Annotated in this window: 17 protein-coding genes and 1 pseudogene; 2 read left to right on the plus strand and 16 right to left on the minus strand. The window is 61.1% G+C overall.

Annotated elements, in window-relative coordinates:
• Positions 1-105: 105 nt before the first annotated feature.
• Positions 106-750: a hypothetical protein gene (locus PACILC2_RS08540; RefSeq protein WP_213528548.1), complete on the minus strand. Its 645-nt coding sequence runs from the start codon at positions 748-750 to the stop codon at positions 106-108.
• A gap of 374 nt (positions 751-1,124) precedes the next feature.
• On the opposite strand from PACILC2_RS08540, the gene PACILC2_RS08545 reads away from it, so the two are divergent.
• A complete protein-coding gene (locus PACILC2_RS08545) occupies positions 1,125-1,289 on the plus strand; it encodes a hypothetical protein (protein WP_162492428.1) in 165 nt (54 codons plus the stop codon).
• Between the two features lie 63 nt (positions 1,290-1,352).
• On the opposite strand, the gene PACILC2_RS08550 is transcribed toward PACILC2_RS08545, so the two are convergent.
• Positions 1,353-2,618, minus strand: coding sequence for a DegT/DnrJ/EryC1/StrS family aminotransferase (locus tag PACILC2_RS08550; protein ID WP_213528549.1), 1,266 nt, complete (start codon positions 2,616-2,618; stop codon positions 1,353-1,355).
• 236 nt (positions 2,619-2,854) lie between these two features.
• Here PACILC2_RS08550 and PACILC2_RS08555 point away from each other — a divergent pair, with 236 nt between their 5' ends.
• Entirely contained in the window at positions 2,855-4,237 is a 1,383-nt protein-coding gene (locus PACILC2_RS08555; protein ID WP_213528550.1) for an extracellular solute-binding protein, read from the plus strand.
• A 22-nt stretch (positions 4,238-4,259) separates the two neighbouring features.
• Here PACILC2_RS08555 and PACILC2_RS26605 read toward each other — a convergent pair whose 3' ends face one another.
• The 14 genes and pseudogenes from PACILC2_RS26605 to PACILC2_RS08610 all read right to left on the minus strand — a co-directional run bounded on the left by PACILC2_RS26605 (position 4,260) and on the right by PACILC2_RS08610 (position 19,507).
• Complete coding sequence (locus PACILC2_RS26605; protein WP_244863369.1) at positions 4,260-4,805, minus strand: carbohydrate ABC transporter permease; 546 nt, start codon at positions 4,803-4,805, stop codon at positions 4,260-4,262.
• A complete protein-coding gene (locus PACILC2_RS26610; RefSeq protein WP_244863366.1) occupies positions 4,805-5,149 on the minus strand; it encodes an ABC transporter permease family protein in 345 nt (114 codons plus the stop codon). The genes PACILC2_RS26605 and PACILC2_RS26610 overlap by 1 nt, the downstream gene beginning before the upstream one ends.
• A 14-nt stretch (positions 5,150-5,163) precedes the next feature.
• Positions 5,164-5,757 carry an ABC transporter permease subunit gene (locus PACILC2_RS28530; RefSeq protein WP_307860459.1) on the minus strand — a complete coding sequence of 198 codons (594 nt, stop codon included), beginning with the start codon at positions 5,755-5,757 and terminating at the stop codon, positions 5,164-5,166.
• Between the two features lie 94 nt (positions 5,758-5,851).
• Positions 5,852-6,118 (minus strand): hypothetical protein, encoded by a 267-nt coding sequence (locus PACILC2_RS28535; RefSeq protein WP_307860460.1) that lies wholly within the window; start codon positions 6,116-6,118, stop codon positions 5,852-5,854.
• Positions 6,119-6,191: 73 nt separating this feature from the next.
• A complete protein-coding gene (locus PACILC2_RS08570; RefSeq protein WP_213528551.1) occupies positions 6,192-6,341 on the minus strand; it encodes a hypothetical protein in 150 nt (49 codons plus the stop codon).
• Between the two features lie 162 nt (positions 6,342-6,503).
• Positions 6,504-7,823, minus strand: coding sequence for an extracellular solute-binding protein (locus tag PACILC2_RS08575; RefSeq protein ID WP_213528552.1), 1,320 nt, complete (start codon positions 7,821-7,823; stop codon positions 6,504-6,506).
• Between the two features lie 375 nt (positions 7,824-8,198).
• Positions 8,199-9,914 carry a polysaccharide deacetylase family protein gene (locus tag PACILC2_RS08580; protein WP_213528553.1) on the minus strand — a complete coding sequence of 572 codons (1,716 nt, stop codon included), beginning with the start codon at positions 9,912-9,914 and terminating at the stop codon, positions 8,199-8,201.
• Positions 9,915-9,923: 9 nt separating this feature from the next.
• The gene (locus tag PACILC2_RS08585) at positions 9,924-11,189 is read right to left on the minus strand and encodes a DegT/DnrJ/EryC1/StrS family aminotransferase (protein ID WP_213528554.1); all 1,266 of its coding nucleotides are present in this window, start codon (positions 11,187-11,189) and stop codon (positions 9,924-9,926) included.
• A complete protein-coding gene (locus PACILC2_RS08590; RefSeq protein ID WP_244863367.1) occupies positions 11,182-12,168 on the minus strand; it encodes a Gfo/Idh/MocA family protein in 987 nt (328 codons plus the stop codon). Before PACILC2_RS08590 ends, PACILC2_RS08585 begins: the two co-directional genes overlap by 8 nt.
• Positions 12,169-12,385: 217 nt before the next feature.
• Complete coding sequence (locus PACILC2_RS26615) at positions 12,386-13,129, minus strand: FGGY-family carbohydrate kinase (RefSeq protein ID WP_244863368.1); 744 nt, start codon at positions 13,127-13,129, stop codon at positions 12,386-12,388.
• Between the two features lie 170 nt (positions 13,130-13,299).
• Positions 13,300-13,896 (minus strand): annotated as a pseudogene (locus tag PACILC2_RS26620) (FGGY family carbohydrate kinase); the annotation flags it as partial.
• A 101-nt stretch (positions 13,897-13,997) separates the two neighbouring features.
• A complete protein-coding gene (locus tag PACILC2_RS08600; protein WP_213528556.1) occupies positions 13,998-17,273 on the minus strand; it encodes an FAD-dependent oxidoreductase in 3,276 nt (1,091 codons plus the stop codon).
• A gap of 45 nt (positions 17,274-17,318) precedes the next feature.
• Complete coding sequence (locus tag PACILC2_RS08605) at positions 17,319-18,638, minus strand: Sip1-related alpha-galactosidase (RefSeq protein WP_213528557.1); 1,320 nt, start codon at positions 18,636-18,638, stop codon at positions 17,319-17,321.
• A complete protein-coding gene (locus PACILC2_RS08610; RefSeq protein WP_213528558.1) occupies positions 18,557-19,507 on the minus strand; it encodes a Sip1-related alpha-galactosidase in 951 nt (316 codons plus the stop codon). The genes PACILC2_RS08605 and PACILC2_RS08610 overlap by 82 nt, the downstream gene beginning before the upstream one ends.
• Positions 19,508-19,621: the final 114 nt, after the last annotated feature.

The following is a 19,621-nucleotide window of genomic DNA, read 5'->3' on the forward strand; positions in this document are numbered from 1 at the left end:
GTCCGCTCCCGGCTCGAGCGGAACGAGCGCGGCGCCGTCGAACCAGGCCGTGCCGGTGCCGGTATCGAAAAGTTTTCGATCTTGATGCCGGCGATCTGATCGTCGTCAGGGACGAAGATCGACCCTTGTACGAGCGTCCACTCCGCGGTGCCCTGCAATTTTCAATTCGATCAACGGACCTTGCCGTGTACCGCTGCCGTTGATCAGAAACATGCGGTTGTATACGCCGGCGCCGCTGTAGCGGTCCGTCCGAATCCATTGGCTGAACAGATAAATCCGGTTTTTCTGTTCTTTCGGAATGACGATATCCTGGTACATCGTCAACCTGGCGGACGTTTCCGCGCTTATTTTCAATGCGCGATCGCCGTCCTTCGCGTTTTGCCCGTCCGTTTCCACGACCGGCGCACCGCTGAACAGATAGCGGTTCCAGTCTAGCGGCAGCTCGCCGTCAAGCTCCTCGAAGCTGCCGTTGCGCAGCAGGCCCGCCGTTTCTCCCGCTTCACCGGCGACAGCGCCGATCGCTCCTGCGGCCGGGCCGGCGGCAGAGTCGGAGGCGGGCGAGACTACGGCGCCCGAATCTGCGGCACCCGTGTCTGCGGCAGGTGATACTTCAGCGCTTGTGTCTGCAGCGCCCGTATCTGCGGCGGACTGGGCAGTTGCAGGAGGTACTGCTGCGGCAGACGGCGCATCGGCCGCTGCCGCCGGCGGAAGTGACAGCAGTGGAGTGAGCAGCAAAGAAAACGCTGTCAACACTGCTAATTCCGAAATCCATCTTTTCGAATCATCATCTCATCCCCTTTCCATCGGTTATCACCCCGATTATATAAGCGGCCGCCCGTTTTCGATACCGTCCGATTTCGTGACGGACAGCCGGCTTTTAACATTCGGCGCTATCCGTTGTTGCGGCGGATTGTCCATTCTTTATATCGCGATCGCGAAGGAAACCGGGAAACACGCAAGCGCCCCGCCGGCCTGTCTGCCGAGCGGGGCGCCTGAAGTTCGCCGTCATTTCTTATTCATGCTTCCTTGCCCTGAGCCGCAGAAGCAGGCCGCAGGTCGAAGCATATTTCGGTCCGTTCAAGAAACACTAAACCCGATCTTGCGAACGGAAGGAGGTGTCAACATTGGCAAAATCGAAACGACAGCCTTCCAAAGCGGAAGTGCAAACGACCAAGCTGAACAAGCTGCCCGTACCGGATAGCAACGACACGGAATTTTCCGCGGAAGCAGCGGCGGAAGCGTTCGAAAACAACCGCTCCGCCGACCGGTCCCCGCGCTCGTCGGAATAGATTCAAGAGGCCCCGGCGCGCGCCGGCGGAGAGAGCCGAACGCCGGGGCCGGGCGCGAACATCTTATAACCCGAGCGATCGGCCCACTTTGACGATACCGTCCGCAATTTCCCCGGCATCCCGGCTGTCAAGCAGCGGGCTGACCGGCATATAGACCGTCCTCGCCATCAAGTCGACGGCGCGGGGACACATGTCTTCCCGATAGACGACCGGACGGCGGAACGGGTAATCGAACGGAAACCCGGAACGCTCCGCCGTTCTTTGCCGGAACAGCTGCGGCATCATATAGACCGGACGCCCCCCGTACAGCAAATGCGCCGTAATGTTCTCCGCATTCAACGCCTCGATAAAGCGGCCCGCCTGCGCGGCGGAAGGCAGCACCATCCCGAGATTCGAACCGATATCGCCCGCAGGATCGGCAGACCGGCGAAACTTCAGGCCGGGCAGCCCTGCCGCAACGGCCTCGCGAATGGCCGCACAATTCGCCCGCATCCGCGAGACGATGTCCCCGAGCTTCTTCCATTGCTCGACCAGCACAGCCCCGGTTAATTCGCTCATTCGATAGTTTTGCCCGAGGAAGGCGTGTTCCTCTTCCGGAGATGCGATGCCGTACCGGGCCTGTTCCCGGAACAGCCCTTGATCGTGATAACGAACCGCCCGTTCGAACAGCAGCGGATCGGATGTAACGACGGCTCCGCCTTCGCCGGCCGTCAATATTTTGTTCATCTGGAAGCTGAATACGCCGATATCCCCGATCGTGCCGGCATAGCGGCCTTTGTACGTGGCGCCGCACGACTGCGCGACATCTTCGATCACCCGCAAGCCGTGACGCTTCGCAAACGCCATGATCGGGTCCATATCGACAGGATTGCCGAGTATCGGCACGGCGATGATCGCCTTTACTTCATCGTCCAGCACCCGCTCCAGATCGTCCGGGTCGAGATTCAGGCTGTCGTCGACGTCGGCGAACACCGGAACGGCATGGCTTGCGACGACGGCGCCGGGTGTCGCGAGGAACGTATTGGCGGGGACGATCACTTTGTCACCGTAGCCGATGCCGAGCGCCTTGAGCGCCACGACGAGGGCGGCCGTGCAGGAGGTGACGCCGAGCGCATAAGGAATGCCGAGTTCGGCGCTCATCATCTCCTCCAGCGTCCGAACCGCATGCTGCATGTCGATGCCGTAATACCGGAACGGAGACTGCGCCTGAAGCACCCGGGCCGCGCGCTCCGCCTCCTCCGCTCCGATCACCGATGCGCCGGGGTAATTAGGCGGCAGCGGCTTGCTCCGAGCCGCTGCACCGCCGTCTATCGCCAATTTGCTGTCCATCGCGGTCAAAACATCATCGCCCCTCTCTTCTTAACCAATAAATAATCGATATCGGTCAACGAAAGATATTGGTATCATACCTGTATTATATAATCGCGCCGCCGACTTTTCCAGACCCTGTTTCAAACGTCCGCAGTAAATATTTCCCTTCTACGTTGTATTGAACTTGTATTTATATTCACCTTGCATTAAAATACTATGTAGCCCGAGGCATAAGAAGGAGTATTGTATAGCCTATGAAAAGAGAAAACGAATTCCGCTATTCCAAGCTGGCCAATATTTTACGGGAGCAAATTTTGTCCGGTTATATCAAGCCCGGGCAATTTCTCATGTCCGAGAACGACTTGTGCAGGCATTACGGCATCAGCCGCACGTCGGTCAGAAAATCGCTGGACCAGCTGATGAAGGAAGGATTAATCGTCAAAAAAGTCGGCCAGGGAACGATCGTCTCGCCCGATCTGGTCATACCGAACACCAAAAACAAGGTGCTGCGCATATTCGCGACCTCGCCATCCCATTTTTACGAGCATTGCATGCCGATTATTATCGAGCAGTTCGAGCGGGAGAATCCGAATGTGGAAGTGAAATGTCTGGGCTTCTCCTCCGCCGAATTTTGGGAATCCGTGCAAGCGAGCATGGATCTCGGGCTGCAGCCGGATATTCTGCTCACGACCGACCGGCATTTTGACGAAATCGGATCGGACATCGATTTTATCGATTTGAAAGAGCATCTGGCCGACAGCTACGAGATGCTGTACCCGCGTCTGAAAACCCCGTTCCTGCGGGACGGCAAGCTGAAAGGGGCGATTGCCACTTTCTCGCCCGTATATCTGGCCTACAATCCGCAGCTGTTTCGCAAGCATCAGGTGCCCGAGCCATCGGAGCTGTGGACGACGGAGGAATTTCTTCAGGCCGCGAAGCGCCTGACGATGGATACGAACGGCGATGGCATCGACGACCAGTACGGGCTGACGCTGTCGTCTTCGCTCGGCCGGTGGCCGGTCATCGCCTTGCAGAACGGCGCCGATTTCAAGGCGACAAGCGGAAAAGCTCCTCTGGTCAAAACGTTAAACTTGATTCACGACTTGCTGTACCGTTACCGGGTCGCCACCTTGTCGCCCCGCTCGATGCTGAACTCCGAAGCTTACGTCAAAGGCAAGGCCGCGATGATCATGACAACTTCCATCGAAATGGCCGGATGGAACAATGTCATGCCCGGATTCGAATCGAAGGTCGCCTCCCTTCCCTTTGGCGAGCGCATGGGCACGCTGCTGATCGCAAACGTCTGGATGATCCCTTCCGCCAGCAACGAAACGGAGCTGGCCGTCCGGTTTCTGCAGAAGGCGCTTTCCCCCGAAATCCAGGAAAAGCTCGGCAAGGCGGCAGGATTCATGTCGGCGCTAAGGCCGATCAACGAGAAAACATGGAACAAGTCCATGCTTCAGTCGCTGTACATGAACGAAGATATTACCGAGCACAGCTATTTTCTGTACGAATTGTTCGGCGACTTCAGCCTGGCCGACGATATGGAGAGCGAGATGCAATTGTTCTGGGCCGGCCTGGAATCGGCGGATGAAGTCGCCGACAGGCTGCTGGCGATGATGAGCGACAGGTCCTGAACCGGCCGCACGGGCCATCCCTTCATCCCTTGATCGCGCCGAGCAGCATCCCCTTGACGAAATAACGCTGCAAGAACGGATAAATCACCAGAACAGGAATGATGGCGACGACTACCGTCGCCATTTTGATCGTTTCCGGCGGCAGCGCGGCGAGCGTCATCGGATTCGCGATGGCCAGCTCCTGGCTGACGTTGGGCGTCTGGATCATGTTCCGCAGGACGACCTGAATCGGATACAGCGACTTGTCGTTCAAGTACATAATGCCTGCGAAGTAGGCGTTCCAATGGCCTACGCCGTAAAACAGGCCCAGCGTCGCCATGATCGGCGTCGACAGCGGCAATACGATTCTGACCCAGGTCTGGATGTCGCCGCAGCCGTCCACCTTGGCGGCCTCCTCCACCTCCGCCGGCAAATTTTCGAAATACGTTTTCATAATCAGCATATTAAATGTGGACACCAGACCGGGGATGATCAAAGCCCATATCGTATTGATCAGGCCGGTCGCCCTCACGACCAGATACAGCGGGATCAGTCCGCCGGAAAACAGCATCGTAAACACGATCGCCATCAGCACCGCATTCCGCCCCGGAACATATTTTTGGACAGCGGGTAGGCGAGCATCGTCGTCACCAGCAAGTTCAGAAACGTTCCCGCGACCGTGACGGTAACGGTCACTTTCAACGCCTGGGGAACGGTCTTGCTGGAGAAGACGGCGTCGAACGCTTCCCATGTAAACGCGGACGGGAAAATGACGAACCCTCCGTTGCGGAGCACCTCCGAATACGGCGTAATCGACATCACGAATACGAAATAAAGCGGGAACAGCGTCAGCAAACCGAACAGCGCGAGCAGCGTGTAAATCGCGGCGTCCGCGATCCGGTCGGCTTTCGTTTTGTATAATACGCGGGACATGGGGGATCAGCCTCCTACCAGATTCCGGAACCGCCGAATTTTTTGGCAAGCTTGTTCGCGCCGATGACGAGAATAAAGCCGATGACCGATTTGAACAGATTCGTCGCTATGGCGACGCTGAACTCCAATTGTTCAAGCCCCCGCCGAAACACCCAGGTGTCGATAATGTCCCCGACCTCATACACGCGCGCGTTCAGGAAAATGTACACTTGTTCGAATCCCGCATCCAAAATGCTGCCGATTCGCAAAATGAGGAGCAGGATGAACACGTCCCGGATTCCCGGCAGCGTAATATGCCACAGCTGGCGCCAACGGCCCGCCCCGTCCACGACCGCCGCCTCGTAAAGCTCCTGATTGATGGTGGCCAGCGAAGCGAGATAAATGATGGCGCCGAAGCCCGTATTTTTCCAAATATCGGTTGAAATCAGAATCGACCGGAATGTGCCGTTATCCGCCAAAAAGTTGACCGGCGCGCCGCCGAGCTCCCGGATATAATAATTGACGATGCCGGTATCCTGCGCCAGAAAGGCGACCGCCAGACCGTAGACGATAACCCATGACAAAAATAAGGGCCGTAAGTGACCGTCTGGATGATCCGCTTGAACCACATCTTGCGAACCTCGTTCAGCATCAGCGCAAGCAGCACATCGGGCAACATATTGAAGACGATCCGATAGACGCTGATGACCAGCGTGTTGCGGATCAGCTTGTAAAATCCGGCGAGCCGAAGATCGTTTCGAAATGTTTGAACCCGACCCACTCGCTGCCCCATATGCCTTTGCTCAAATTGTAATCTTTAAATGCGATCATCAAGCCGGCCATCGGAACGTAATGGTAAATAAGGTAGTAGAGCAGCCCCGGCACCATCATCAAATAAAACCACCGGTAACGGAACAACGCTTTTCCGAACCGAATGCGGAGCGGGACGGGACCGGCCAGTGCATGCCCGTTTATGCCGTTGCGCTTCATTCGCACACTCCTCTCTGTTGCGGCAACTGCCGATACGGAAGGGAAGTTCCCCCCTCCGTACCGGCAGGAAAGATTACTTAATGACGCCTGCGGCCTTGATCTGCTCCGTATAGGCGTCGATCATGTCCTGGCCTCCGTACTTGTTCATCAGCTCTTCGTGATATTTGGGCCAGTTCGAAGCATCCGGCTCATCGAACAGCACCTTGACCTGGTATTCTTTCATTTTTTGCGGAAATCCGCCAGATTGAAGCCTGGAGGCGGCGCGACGTTCGTGCCGATCGACGGCAGCAGCTTGTAAGATTGAATCGTCTCCACAATTTGCGGTCCCGCTCGGTCATCCGTTCGTCGATCAGTTCCAGTCCGAGCGGCTCATGCTCCGGATTGTTTACATAGAAGAAACGGTATACCTGCTGGAAATTCCCCTGCTCGACCACATCGCTCCGGAGCGCTTCGACATGCTGCTGCGTAACGGTGATCGTATTGCCGCTGCGCGAATAATGTTTGCCTTCCTGTCCGTAATTGATGAGCAGGAACCCTTCCTCGCTCGCCATCCAATCCAGAATTTGCACCATCCGTTCGATCTTCTCCGGATTGCTCTCGGCCGTCGCCTTGGCGAACATAAACGGCGCGTCCGGCAAATTTTCCGTCCAGGTGCCCGTTTCGGCAAAGGGATGGAACGGCATCCAGTTCGCTTCCGGAAAATCGCCTTCGTCTTGTTTTGCAGGCTGAGCGGATCGCTGTCGAAAGCGAACGTCTTGCTCCCTCCGACAATGATGCCGACCTTGCCGCCGACCGCCTTGTCGACATGCTCCTGCCCCTTCATCAGAAACCAGTCCGGATCGACGATGCCTTCGGCCATCGTATCCTTGATCCCCTGAAGGACATGCTGGACGGCGAGGTCGCTCTGCACGTCGACGAGCTTGTTGTCGCGAATCATGAATGCGCCGACCAATCCGTTCTCGATCCAATGCGGAAAGTCATAGGAAACGGAATCGCCGTTTCCGATCGCCGACATGCCGTACGTGTCGTTCCGGTTGTTCCCGTCCGGGTCGTCGAACGTGAAGGCGCGCATCACATCCATCATTTCTTCAAAATTGGCAGGCACGGGCAAATTCAGACGGTCCAGCCAATCCTGCCGGATATAGTAGGACCGGTATACGTTCCGGGGAAAAACTAAAGGCGCCCGTTCGAATTTCCCTTCCACGGCATAACGCTGCAGCTCCAGCTCGCTGACCCACTTGAAATAGTTGGGCATCGTTTGCGGCGATACGTAAGGCGTCATATCGGCGGTAATGCCGTCGAGGATATACTTCTGGGAGTTGATGCCGGTTGAGACGAACAGATCCGGCACATCGCCGGAAGCGATAAGCATGTTAAGCTTGTTGTCATAGTCGGCGCCGCTTGGCATGTACTGAATATTCAGATCGACATTAAATTTTTGCTCGATCGCCGCCCCGACAAAATCGATGTCTCCTTCGGGCAGGATGGCGTCCGGCGAGGCGGGGACGAACCACTTCAGCTGCAGCCGGGGAAGCTCCGATTCGGAAGACGTCTCCCCGTCCGAAGTTTCCGTCTGCTGCGAGCCGTTATCCGCTCCGGCCGGATTGTCGCCCGGGTCATTGCTGCCGCCTTTCGAACAGGCGCCGACGATCAGCGCGAAAGCGAGAATGGCGAACGCCATGAGCGTTATGTTCTTCGTTTTCATGGAAATTGACCTCCCTTGATCATGTTTTCACCGCATTCCGTTCGTATCTGCCGTCAAAAACCCTCACCTCCCGTCACACTTAAATACGTTATACGTAATAAATTATAACATTAAAATCGTAATAAAAATGATAATATGTATCATACCTGTATTATATTATACCGTTTCTTTAACCGTCAACGTCTATTTTATTAGATGTCCATACGATGGCAGCGTTTTCTTTGGAGCGGTGAAGAAAGGACGCTTTTCGGTTCGCTTGATGCAATCCTTGGCGTCCCAAATAAATGTTACATTACCTTACAATTATAATGCCGCGATGCCTTTTTCTCTTAGCACAAAAATAGCCTGCAACCGCGAACGGCCGAAGCCGTCCGCTCATTCCGTTACGCTTGCCGGCGCTTGACGAAGGGGATTCAGCACGACCTTGCGGCACGGGACGCCGTAACGGATCTCGGTCTCCGCGCCTGTACGGTCCGTTTCGTCCGGCTCCGACAGGGGAATATATACTACGATATTATTGAGATGATCGATTCCTTCCGCCGTCACCTTGCCGTCGGAGCCGATAGCGGTCACTTTCACCTTGCGGCGCGCCCGCTCCCAGGCATTGATTTGCTCCGAAGTCCAAAATTGGAACCCCCGGCTGCGCGCCTCGGCCACCACCTTTCGCAGCGCCCGCGTCACCCGAGGCTGCTCGTGGATGTGAATCTGGTGGAACAGAAAATGCGCCGCCCCGCCCACTCTGGCGACCTGCTCCAGGAACGGGACAATGACGCTGGAATCGGAGAGATGCACATGGTCCAAATCTTGCGTCAGAAAGCTGATTTCGAGCACGTCGTACAGCCGGTTCGCTTCGTCGAACCAGGCGATCGGAAAATACGGGTGGCATGTGCCGAACAAAAAACCGATGTTCCCCTTCTTGCTCGGCCCTCTCGTCTGATCGGCCTGAATCCCGTTCTGTTCGCACCAAGCGAACAGCTCGCCCCAGCCTTCAAACCGGGTATAGTGGTTTTTGTTCGAGACGACCTCCGCCTTCCCCGTCGCTTTCTTCAGCCAATCGAACTGGCGTCCGAACTCGCTTGCGTCCCATTTGCCCTGTTGCGCTTCCAGCGCGTTGTAATGAAAGGCCAGTTCATGCCCTTTCTGCTTCACCCGCTCGTAAACAGAGGGGCTGTATCCCGGCTCGATCATGCACCAGGTGGAACGAATGCCGCATTCCTCCAGAACGTCGAGCGTCGTCTCCGCGCTTTCGTCCACATTCAGGTCGCTGTCATGGGAGATCAGGGCGACGGCGGGCACGCCTTCCGGCCAATAGCCGAGGAACGGAACGGTCAGTCCTTTCGCTCGCGCGCATTTCAACAGATGTCCGATCAGCCGCTCCTTCCACAGATCCGCATAGGGGTAAGCGAAGTAGGGAGCTCCCGTTTCCGTGCGCAGCCGGTCCCATTCCCAGTCCATGCCGCACCGGTCGTCGGCCTTCAGGATGCCTTCATCGACGGCTCCCGTACCGTCCCTCGCCGGAATACCGTCTTGCAGTACCGGTCCCGTCCCTTGCTGGAAAAGCACGATCGTTTGCGGAATATTGACGGCCCATCGCTCGATCGCGCCCTCGCCGACCGTGAATCGAAGCAGCGCCGGCCCCGCCGTCGATCCGGACGGCCGTTCCTTGCGGATCACCCCTTCGCCTGCTGCGGGGTATGCCCCGGCCTCCTCCTGCTCCCAGGGCGTCGCGCTTAAAAACCGCAGCCGTTCCTCGCCCGGCCAGCTGGCATACCCGACCGGAATGCTCCATTGCTCGTAGCAGCCCATTCGGGACGCGAGCGCGCGCAGCCCGGCGTACGAGATGACGGTGCCTCCCCGCTCCGCATAAGCCCAGATCGCATCCGCCGAAGCCTGGTCGTCCTCTGCGAGCGCCACGATCAGCAAGTCCGGATTGCTCCGCGTGAGCTCCTCCGCGCCATCGATCCATTCGTACGCAATGCCCGCATGCGCGAGCACCTCGCCGACGAACGCTTCAAATACATTGATTCCGTACCGGTGGCGCCGTTTCGCAGCCTGCCGATCCAGCAAAACGGCTATCCGTGCCATTCTCATCAGTCGTTCTCACCTTTCCGTGTCTCCGATTGTTTGCGTCGTATGCGAATGAAAGTACCGCGCGACTTTGCCGATGCCGGCGGCGATTTCGTCCACGTCGAGGTCGGAATAAAATTCGCTGATCGCGATCCGTACCGCCGTCCGGAGAATCGCCTCCGCATTCGGGCATAGCCCTCTTTCGTACGTTATCCCGGTAATATCGAACGGGAAATGCGTCCCAGCATAGGCTTCCCGCCGTTGAAACAGCGGCTGCATATACACGACGTCCGGAATGTAGCCCGGCACGTTCGGTATGCCTTCCGCCGCCAGCGCCTCGCTGAAAACCTCGCGGGGCGCTCCCAGTTCCCGTTCGTCCACGCGCAGCATATAAAACCAGTACGTGCACTCGTTTCCTACCTCGACGTGGTGCGGCTTAATGCCGGGCAAATCCGAAATAGCCGCGGTCAGCCGGTCTCCGTGCTTCCTGCGCGCCGCGCAAATGTCGGGGAGCTTCCGCAGCTGGGCGATGCCGACGGCCCCCTGCAGCTCGGTCATCCTGTAGTTGGGCGCAAGGCCGTGAAGCTCCCGGACGACTTCGCCGCCGAACCGGCGGTAATTTTTGTCCGCAAAGGCATGGACCGCATAGTAATCCGATTCGCTGCCGGAATTGACCGTTACGATGCCGCCGTCGCCGGTCGATATATGCTTGAAGTCGTTTGTGCTGAAGCAGCCGTAATGACCGATCGTACCGACGAGTCTCCCCTTGTAACGGGTCAGATAGCTTTGCGCGCAGTCTTCGATGACGGTGAGCCCGTGCTTCCGCGCGGTCGCCATAATCGGGTCCATATCGCACGGATTGCCCGCCAGATGGACCGCGACGATCGCTTTCGTCCGGGGCGTAATGCGCGACTCGATCGATGCCGGATCGAGGTTGTACGTATGCGGGTCCAAATCCGCGAACACCGGAATGGCGTTCTGGTACAAAATGCCGATCAGCGTTCCCTGGTCCGTAATCGGACTCGTAATGACCTCGTCGCCCACGCTGACGCCCGCCGCGCCAAGCGCCACGTGAATGGCGGCGGTGCCGGACGAGGTGGCGACGCTGTATTGGACCCCGTACAAATCGTTAAACCGGTCGAGAAACGTCTTCACCTTGGTGCCGAAATGATAGAACAGCGTATTCTGTTCAAGCGCCTCAGCCAGCTCCTTCAGTTCTTCCTCGCCGAACCGCTTGCCCGTTCCGAACGGCACCGTCTTGCTTTTCGGACCGCCGTGGATCGCCAATTTGTCACTCATCGTCCATTCCTCCCCGCTGCTGGTCTTCGTTATCCTGGCCGGCAAGCCGCGCGCCGGACGCGCTCCCGCCCCATGCCATCTCGACCGGTTTCCCCGTTTCGCGGCTTTCGTTGGCCGCTTCGAGAAAACGGACGATCTCGACCGTCTCCCCGATCGCGATCGGCGGCGGACCGCCCCGGAACATGTCCATGACGCGTTCCAGCAGGCTCGCATAATAAGGTTTGTCGAACGCATATACATCGACGTACCGGGTTTCCTTCGCGCCGTGAATCAGCGCGCCGAACCGGTTGTTGCCGCTCCGGTTGCCGCGAATCGTGCCGATCCGCCCGTCCCGCCATTCGCCTGTTACCGCTTCGTGCTCCGGGCTCGTATGCGCCGTCACCCGCACGCAGCCCGGCCCCATCGCCGCATAAAGCATTTCCGCCGCATGGATTCCGTACCAGAACAATCCCGGCTGCGTCGGCTGCAGCGCCATCGGTCCGAAGCAGTCGGCGCCGATAACGTCTCCGATTCCGTCCGGTCCGCTCTCCGCGAGCGCGCGGGTCAAACCTTCCGCGTAACGAAGCGCGGAGCAGCTCATGAGCGGAAAGCCGTACCGCTCGGACAGCCGGCGCATCCGTTCGGCATCGGATGACGACACCGCGAACGGCTTGTCGACGAATACCGGCTTCCGGTACCGCGCAATCGACTCCAGCTGCCGGAGATGAACGCGTCCGTCCGCCGATTCCAGCAATATCGCGTCGCATGCTTCCGCCACCGCTTCCGGCGAATCGACGATCCGCACGCCGTACCGGCCGGCAAGCGTTTCCGTAAATCCGGCGACGCGACTGGCGCTGAGCTCGAAATCGGGCGAGCCGCCCGGATAGGCGACCGTCACCCGTCCGCCGGGCACATGGTAAGGATGAGCGTCGTCGTGCAGCAATTCCGCAAACGCGGTCGCATGCGACGTATCGAGACCGATCATCCCGATGTTGAGCATGGCCGAAACTCCTTCCTGCAGCGCAGTTTTTTAGTTACATGTATCTAACCTGTATTACAATGTGATTATATCACGGACGAATCGGTTTGCAAATCTTTTTTGCCCGAATTCGGCCGGATTCCCAAAACGGCGAACAACCCGTTTCCCTCCCGGGAAACGGGTTGTTCGCGCATCTGTCAAGATCCGGCCGTATTGTCCTGGAAGCGGGTTGCCGGCCTCATCCGCCGCCTGCATTCTCCCATTCGCCGAATGAAGCGACCGGCAGCCGCAGCTTCTCGTACACTTGCTCGTAGAAACGGCGGTAAAAACTGTGCCGTTCCCCGTCAGGGAGCACAATCGCGGAATCGGGCGGGCGGACGGATGCCATCGCCTCCTCGAACGATGCGTACAGGCCGGAACCGACTCCCGCCGTCAGCGCCGCTCCGAGCAGAGCGGCTTCCGGAATACCCGGCACGCGCAGTTGCAAGCCGGATACGTCGGCCTTTACCTGCAGCCAAATCCGGTTGCGCACGCCGCCTCCAACGACGCAGAGCTCGCGGATCGGGCCGCCGCTTGTCTGCTCTGCGCATCTGCGCATCGCCTCCATCTGGCAGGCATTCCCTTCCAGCACCGCCATCAGCAGATCGCCCTTCCCGTGGCGGCTTGTGAGACCGATGAACGCCGCTTTGGCCCCGGGGTCGGGCGTCGGCGCCCCGCATCCGGCCAAATACGGATAAAACAAAATGCCGGTAGGCCGGTGTCCCCTCTCCTGCAGCAGCTCCATCATGCCGCTGTAGCTGAGGCCTTCGTCGCCGAGCAGACCGCGCAGCCATTCTACCGATCCTCCGGACGACGAATGGCCGCCCATCCAGAACATGCGGCCCGGCAGCGGATGGAGACCGAACGACAGCCCCGACGCCAGATCCCGCTCGCCGAGCGGCCGCTCTTCGAGCAGGCCGACGAGCGTCTCGGCCGTTCCCATCGAATTGTAGACGGCACCTTGCCGCAGTCCTTCCACGGCCAGCGAGGCGCAGACATGGTCATGCCCGGCGATGCACACCTGCGTATCCGGCCGCAATCCGAGCTGCGCCGCGAGTCCGGCCTGTACGCGCCCCGCCGCTTCACCGGGCTGCAGCACCGGCGGAAAAGACTGCCGGACAGGCCGAAATGGCGGATGAATGGTTCGTCCCAGCTCCGCGTGTCGATCCGGTATGCGAACGAACGGGCGGCTAGCGTCGTCTCCTCCGCGAACCGTCCGGTCAGCCGATGCGCGATATAGGCTGACACCGACAGCCAGACGCCTCCTTCGAGCGCATCCGGATGCCGCTGCGCCAGCCGGAGCAGCTTGGCCATTCCTTGCTTGAAGGAAGGGCGAAGCCCGCTCGCCCGGAACCGTTCGAGTATGTCTATCTCTTTCTCGATCCGCGCGGCCTGCGGCGCCGAGCTCCGGTCAAACCACGGCAAAACCGGCGATTTCGGGCGTCCTGTCCGCATGTCGACGACAACGCCGCTCTCCGCCATGCTCGTAATGCCGACCGCGCGAACGCCCGCCGGTCCCGCCGCGCCGGCGACTGCCCGGATCAAACCGGCGGCTCTTGCCCACAGCTGGTCCGGATCGTAAATGGCGCAGCCGTCATCGTCCGTCCGCCGCTCGTTCGAACATGCGGCCGACGCCAGCATGACGCCGCGTTCGTCGAACAATCCGGCCTTCATATTGGTTGTGCCCGCATCGATGGCCAGCAGCATCATAACGTCCTCCTCCCCTCATGGAAGCTAAGCGGGCAGGCAGCGGCGATGCGAAAGCGTCGCGCTGCCGCTGGCCGCCTGCACATCTTCGCGGCGAGCCGCCTCTAGCGCGGCAAGGCTTCCGCGTTCTCCTCGCGGTCGAGCTTCAGCGTCATCGGCTGCGGAAGCAGATCGGCACGGCGCTCCCGCAGCCAGCTCCTCCACCGTTCAGGCTCCGCTCCGAACGATTTTCCGCTCAGCCTGCGCAGCTCCAGCAGAGCCTGCCCGGCAAGCAGCGAGCGTACATCTTCCAAATAGTCGATAAGCACCGCATAGCCGTCCGGACATGCGCAGCGGGCAAGCGCCCTGCCGATCGCCAGCTCCAGCATGGCACGCCGCTCGGGGAAGTAATCCGCCTGCACGCCGCGCTTGCATTGCTGGCCGCGCAGGGCGGGAAAAGCGTGCAGCCGCCGCAGAACCGGGACGGCCGCCGGCGATCCGAGCCTTTCGGCCCCTTGGCACACTGCGTCGACGTAATAGAACAAGCCTTTCCGCATATCCCTGAAATCGTCTTCTTCGGCTTTCATCAAATCGACGACGCGCTCCCAGACGGGGATCGCCCGCTCGTCGCGCGTCTGGGCGAGCGAATAAAGCAGATAAGCGGCATCCGGCATGGCACCGTGGTCCGGCGGCAGCTGAACATACAGCATGTCCGCCTCACGAACCGGCAGTTCGTCCCGCCCTTCCAGTTCCCGCACAATCGCTTCCACGAGAACGGGCACGGCCGCCGGCGATTCCAGCATCGCCAGCGCCTGTGCCGTCCGCAGCCGCTTCGTCCCTTCCGACCGTTCCAGCTGCCGCTCCAGAACCGGCACGATGCGGGGGCCGACAGAGCAGATTTCGACGAACGGAATCCGACCCCGGTACACTTCGTTCATTCGCATGTTGGCATAATCGTACAGCGGACGGTCCGCTTCAATCGAATCCGCCAGCCGCTCCAGCTCCGCGTCGCTGTACGTTACCGGGGCCAGCGTCCGCGTCAGCGTCTCCTCCGGAAGCAACCCTTCCGAGACGAGACGGCGCTGCAAGCTGGCGACGTCAATGGCGCGCGGCGTCGTTCCTTCGCGGACCGCCATTGCGGCGGCAAGCGCCGCAACGGCGCCGAGATTTTCCAGATCGGCCTGCATTCGGATCGCCGGCAGCGCGTCATGCGTTGCCGAAACCGCTTTGCCTGCGACCAGCAGCCCTTCCAGTCCTTGCGGCAGCATGATCCGGTACGGCACCTCGATTTCGAGGTTCGGCGGAATGAGCCCGATGTTGATCCAGTCCGCTCCGCTTACGCCTTTGACATCGTGGTTGCTGAAATGGATGTTGACGATGTCCGGCCACCGCCGCTGCAGCAGCTGGTCGGTCAGCCGCATGACGACATCGCCGAGCACGTGACGGCTCTCGCGCGGCGCCACGTAGATGCCGTGATCGTGGCAATCCGGACCGCGCCGGCGGCCCGCCCGAATCGCCCGCGTATAATCCCGAATATCCGAAACGTTGACCATGCTCGTAAAATTGTTCCGGATTTTCGCCGGCTCCGCAATCTGGGCCAGCGAATACCACATAACCGTATGGTCCCGCTCGGAGCCGTAGACGAACGGCGCCCCGGCGAACGCCGCCAGATCGCCGTCCCCCGTCGCGTCGATAACCGCATCCGCCGTTACGGCGAGTGGCCCCCACCGGGTGGCCGCCGCCGCTCCGCAAACCCGGTCGCCCGCCGTGACGGCGCCGAAGGTGACCGCGCCCAGCACCGTCTCGACGCCTGCCCGTTCCGCTTCATTCAGCAGCGCGTAGGCTTTCGCTTCAATATTCCATTTATGTCCTTTGTAGCGGATCGCCTGCTGCACCTTCTTGACTGCGTCGTGAATAGTGGCGGCGAAGCCGGTCCGGCGGCCGAACCAGTAGCTGTCCACGCCGCCGTACGTCCCGGTGCCGCCGAGCCCCGGATTGAGATCGATCAGCACCGTATCCATTCCTTCCCGCGCGGCGGTAATGGAAGCGCTGGCCCCGCTGGAGCCGCCGCCGGCCACAAGCACGGACGCCCGCCGGGCGACCGGCAGCGCCGTCTCCGGGAGACGGACGGTTCGAGCCGGACGGTCATGCGTGCCGGGCGGAATGCGGACTTCGGCCGACGCGGCAGCGGCAGCGGAAGGCGCCGCAGCGAATGCGGCGGATGCGACGGACGGATGCGACGGCCAGGCCGATTGCCGGATCGTCCCGGACGTTTCGGCGAGGATCGACCGGGCGAGCCGCTCGCCGGCGCGCGCAGCTTCGGCAGCGTCCAGCGGCAGACAGCCCGCGCGATCCCCGGAACCGGACAGAAGGTGAAGCCCTTCCGGAAGGTCGGGGATACCGCCGGACGGCATATCGGGCATGGCATACGGCGCGGCGGCAAACAGGTCGGCGGCCGTTCCGGACAATGGCAGCGGGCCGTACAGCTCATGCGAGGAAGCGCTCCAGACCGCGCGACCGAATGCCGGCACCTCGTTCGCCAAATATTCGGCGAGCCGCACGCTCCTGTGCCTGGCCTCGCTCTCGCGAAAGCGGTCGGCCTCAAGGCTGCAGGCCGCGGGCAGCACAAGCGCCAGCTCCGCGTAGACGTGACCGGCGCCGCGGCAACCGGGCCGCAGCCGGATAGCCCCGCCCGCAAGCGAAAGACGCTCCGGCACCGGCAGCAGGCCGAAAGGCACGGCGCCGACGCCCGTCCATTCGAGCGTGCGCCGGTACAGCGCGGTGGCGGCCGCCGCAGGCGCAGCGCCCGGCCAGCCGCACAGCCGGGCGGCGAGCCTTGTCTCGGTCGCGTCGGCAACCGCGGCGCAGCGGACGACCTGCCGCCCCGCCTTGTTGGCGATGACGACGCCGGCGATGCAGCCGCCGTCAAGAACGATATCGATCGGCATGGAAGCATAGAGCCAATCGATACCGGCCGCTTCCAGCGCGTCTTCCAGACACAGCTTCAGCCGATCCGGATGGAGCGGCGTCTCGCCGCCGGAAGCAAGCGGCGCATCCGCCGTCCGGTTCGCCGGCGCGTTCGCCGCGTCTTTCATACGCGAAACGTTCGCCGCGTCCGGCACGTTCATCGCTCCCGTGGCCGCACCGCCACGACCGAAGCCGGCTCTTTCCCTTACGGTCCGGACCAGCGCAGGCTCGTCCGCCTCGGCGGTCCCGAGCCAGGGCCGGAGCGTCGCCGTCAGCTCCCGGCCCGGATAAGTCCGCGGCTCGATAACGGCGACCGAACGGTCGCATTCGGCCAGCGCCAACGCACAGGCGATGCCGGCGAACGAGGCGCCGATGACGGCGACGTCCGCCTCGGCAATGACCGGCACATCACCTGCCGGAATTCGAATGGTCATCGTCAGGCCCCTCCTTGCTTGTCTGTCGCAACAGACGCGCTGTCATCACGCGCCGCCCTTGACGATTTCAACCGTCACTTCGCCTTCGCAGGCGCCGCAGTCGACGGCGTACAGCCCGTCCCCTTTCGCGGCGACGGCGGCGGGAACGCCGTTCGCCGCCGCCCGTTCCGGCGCATCGTCGCAGACCAGCAGCAGTTCCCCGCCCTCCCGCAGCGTAACGAACAGGGATCTCTCCCATTCCCGGACGCCGACGATCGCGTGAGCGGGGACGAATTTGTCCGCCAGCCCGATCGGGGTGGCGCCGCCCGGCCGCACCGGCGTCAGCTGGTGAATGGCGCACGCCCCTGCCTCCAGACGCAGCGGCGCCTTCTCCTCCGCCGCGACGATCCGAAAACCGCGGCCAAGCACGTCGTACAGCACATACTTTCCCGTCTCCGCCGCAAGCCCCGGGACGTCGGCCGGGCCGATGCCGCCCTCAACGGCGGACTGCCCGTCCCGTATATGGAACGATGCGACGATACCCGATCCGCCTGCCGTATTCCACAGCTTGAGGGGCAGCGGCTCTGCGGTCGGATCGCGCAGCAGGCAGTCCTCGGTCGGATTCGCCGGACGGTCGCAGCGGACGATGCGCCCGTCCCGATAGACGAGCGGACGCAGAAGCTCCGGATTCGTGCGCCCGGGCGCATCGCTGAAGTAGACCGGACCGCCGCTCACCGCCCGGAGTACGGCGTTTTGCAGATCGTCGTGGTTCATCGTCCAGAACATGTCCCAGTCGCCCCAGTAGAACGCGCCGTGATAATACGAATTGTAGCCGTTCTGCAGCGCATGCTCGGGAAATCCGCGCTTCTCCTGCGGCACGAAATCGTCGCTGCTGCGGGAGACGGCCGATAATGGCCGATGCCACACATTTTCCGAAGCCATCCCCATGCAGTTGATCATCGTCCCCCCGAAATGGAGCGCGACTGACGCCTCGAGCGCCTCATGCGCAGCGGCGGAAGCTTCGCCGACGGACCGTTCGTATTTCAGAAAATTGGTCACCGCGCTCTGGCTGTCGACTTTGACGAAGTCGACCCCTTGACGGCGCAGCTCGCCATGCCAGGCGTGCCAGAAACCGAACCCCCGTCCCGCCTCCGGGTACGGAATCATTTTGCCGCTTGCGGTCGTGTACAGGCTGCCGCCAAGCCGGCGGGCGATGCCGCTCTCGGGATCGATTCCCGACCAATAGCCGGCGATCGTATGCCAGACACCGACCCACCGGATGCCGAACCGTCCCTTGAGCGCTTCTATGGCGTGTCCGAGCCCTTGCGGAAATTTTGCCCGTCGGCGCCGAACGACGCCAGCTTGCCATCCCGCACCTCCGACCATCCGTCGTCGATCATGACCCAACGGACCGGCAAACCGAGCGCCCTGAATTCCGCCGCCTTTTCCAGCAGCCCTTCCTCGCTGACCTGATGATAAAACGCATCCCAACTGCACCATCCGAGGTAATCGAGCAGCTCCGGGTACGTCCTCCGGCTTCGCGGCAGCGCCGGCCGGCCGAGCGCGTCCAGCGCCGCTTCGGCGTTCCGCCCGGGCAGGGTATAGGGCTCGTCCGCGACGCTCAGGGCGAACAGCAGCGTATCGAAGCGGTCGAGTCCTCCGATATGAGATGAAACCCGAATCGCCAGCGACGCGGCGCTCTCCCCGTCGGCGCCGCCGGCCAGACCGCTTGCGGCTTCTCCGCCGCCGAGCTCGGTTTTCATCGTCGGTCCCGTAACCGGCAGCAGATGGCGATAGCCTGTGCCATCCTTCCAGAGCAGCGATTGCGTCCGATCCGGCAAGCCGGCGAACGACGAGCCGAACCAAGGCCTCGTCCACCAGTCCTTATGCTGGTAATTGGCCATGAGGCGCAGCGGCTGGCGCGGCTGCTTCGCCCGGACGACGAGCGCGTCCTTCGGCGCGAACGTCCTCTGCGCTCCGTGGCCGTTCTCGTTGCGCGTCTCCGCCGCAGCGAAGGCGAGCGCCGTGTCCCGGTAGCCGCGGACCGTCAGCCGTACGGACACGGTATCATCCGCGTCGCGGTACGCGACCGCCGTCTCGATATAGCCGCCGAGCCGGTCCGATCCGCGTCCGGCCGTCCGCCCGACCGGCTCAAGCCGTTTCTCCGTTTCGCCGTCCAGCCTGACGCTCAGATCAAATTCGCCCAGCACCTCATGCGCGCCATCCCATAACGCCGATTCTTTCCATTCCAGCATGCGCTTTTTCTCCTCTCCAAAAGCTCTTCGCGCCAGTGCTTCTTTACCCCATACGTCATTCCGCACGTCATTCCTTACGCAATCTCTCATGTTATCCCGCACGTCCACCACGCG

Source organism: Paenibacillus cisolokensis (assembly GCF_018403665.1).
GTDB classification, from domain to species: Bacteria; Bacillota; Bacilli; order Paenibacillales; family Paenibacillaceae; genus Paenibacillus_AH; species Paenibacillus_AH cisolokensis.

Excerpts from the sequence above, each read along its gene's own strand:
- PACILC2_RS08550 (WP_213528549.1), bottom strand. The coding sequence starts at position 2,618 with ATGGACAGCAAATTGGCGATAGACGGCGGTGCAGCGGCTCGGAGCAAG.
- PACILC2_RS08555 (WP_213528550.1), top strand. The coding sequence starts at position 2,855 with ATGAAAAGAGAAAACGAATTCCGCTATTCCAAGCTGGCCAATATTTTA.
- PACILC2_RS26605 (WP_244863369.1), bottom strand. The coding sequence starts at position 4,805 with ATGGCGATCGTGTTTACGATGCTGTTTTCCGGCGGACTGATCCCGCTG.
- PACILC2_RS26610 (WP_244863366.1), bottom strand. The coding sequence starts at position 5,149 with ATGTCCCGCGTATTATACAAAACGAAAGCCGACCGGATCGCGGACGCC.
- PACILC2_RS28535 (WP_307860460.1), bottom strand. The coding sequence starts at position 6,118 with ATGAAGCGCAACGGCATAAACGGGCATGCACTGGCCGGTCCCGTCCCG.
- PACILC2_RS08570 (WP_213528551.1), bottom strand. The coding sequence starts at position 6,341 with ATGAAAGAATACCAGGTCAAGGTGCTGTTCGATGAGCCGGATGCTTCG.
- PACILC2_RS08575 (WP_213528552.1), bottom strand. The coding sequence starts at position 7,823 with ATGAAAACGAAGAACATAACGCTCATGGCGTTCGCCATTCTCGCTTTC.
- PACILC2_RS08580 (WP_213528553.1), bottom strand. The coding sequence starts at position 9,914 with ATGAGAATGGCACGGATAGCCGTTTTGCTGGATCGGCAGGCTGCGAAA.
- PACILC2_RS08585 (WP_213528554.1), bottom strand. The coding sequence starts at position 11,189 with ATGAGTGACAAATTGGCGATCCACGGCGGTCCGAAAAGCAAGACGGTG.
- PACILC2_RS08590 (WP_244863367.1), bottom strand. The coding sequence starts at position 12,168 with ATGCTCAACATCGGGATGATCGGTCTCGATACGTCGCATGCGACCGCG.
- PACILC2_RS26615 (WP_244863368.1), bottom strand. The coding sequence starts at position 13,129 with ATGGGAACGGCCGAGACGCTCGTCGGCCTGCTCGAAGAGCGGCCGCTC.
- PACILC2_RS08600 (WP_213528556.1), bottom strand. The coding sequence starts at position 17,273 with ATGACCATTCGAATTCCGGCAGGTGATGTGCCGGTCATTGCCGAGGCG.
- PACILC2_RS08605 (WP_213528557.1), bottom strand. The coding sequence starts at position 18,638 with ATGGTCGGAGGTGCGGGATGGCAAGCTGGCGTCGTTCGGCGCCGACGG.
- PACILC2_RS08610 (WP_213528558.1), bottom strand. The coding sequence starts at position 19,507 with ATGCTGGAATGGAAAGAATCGGCGTTATGGGATGGCGCGCATGAGGTG.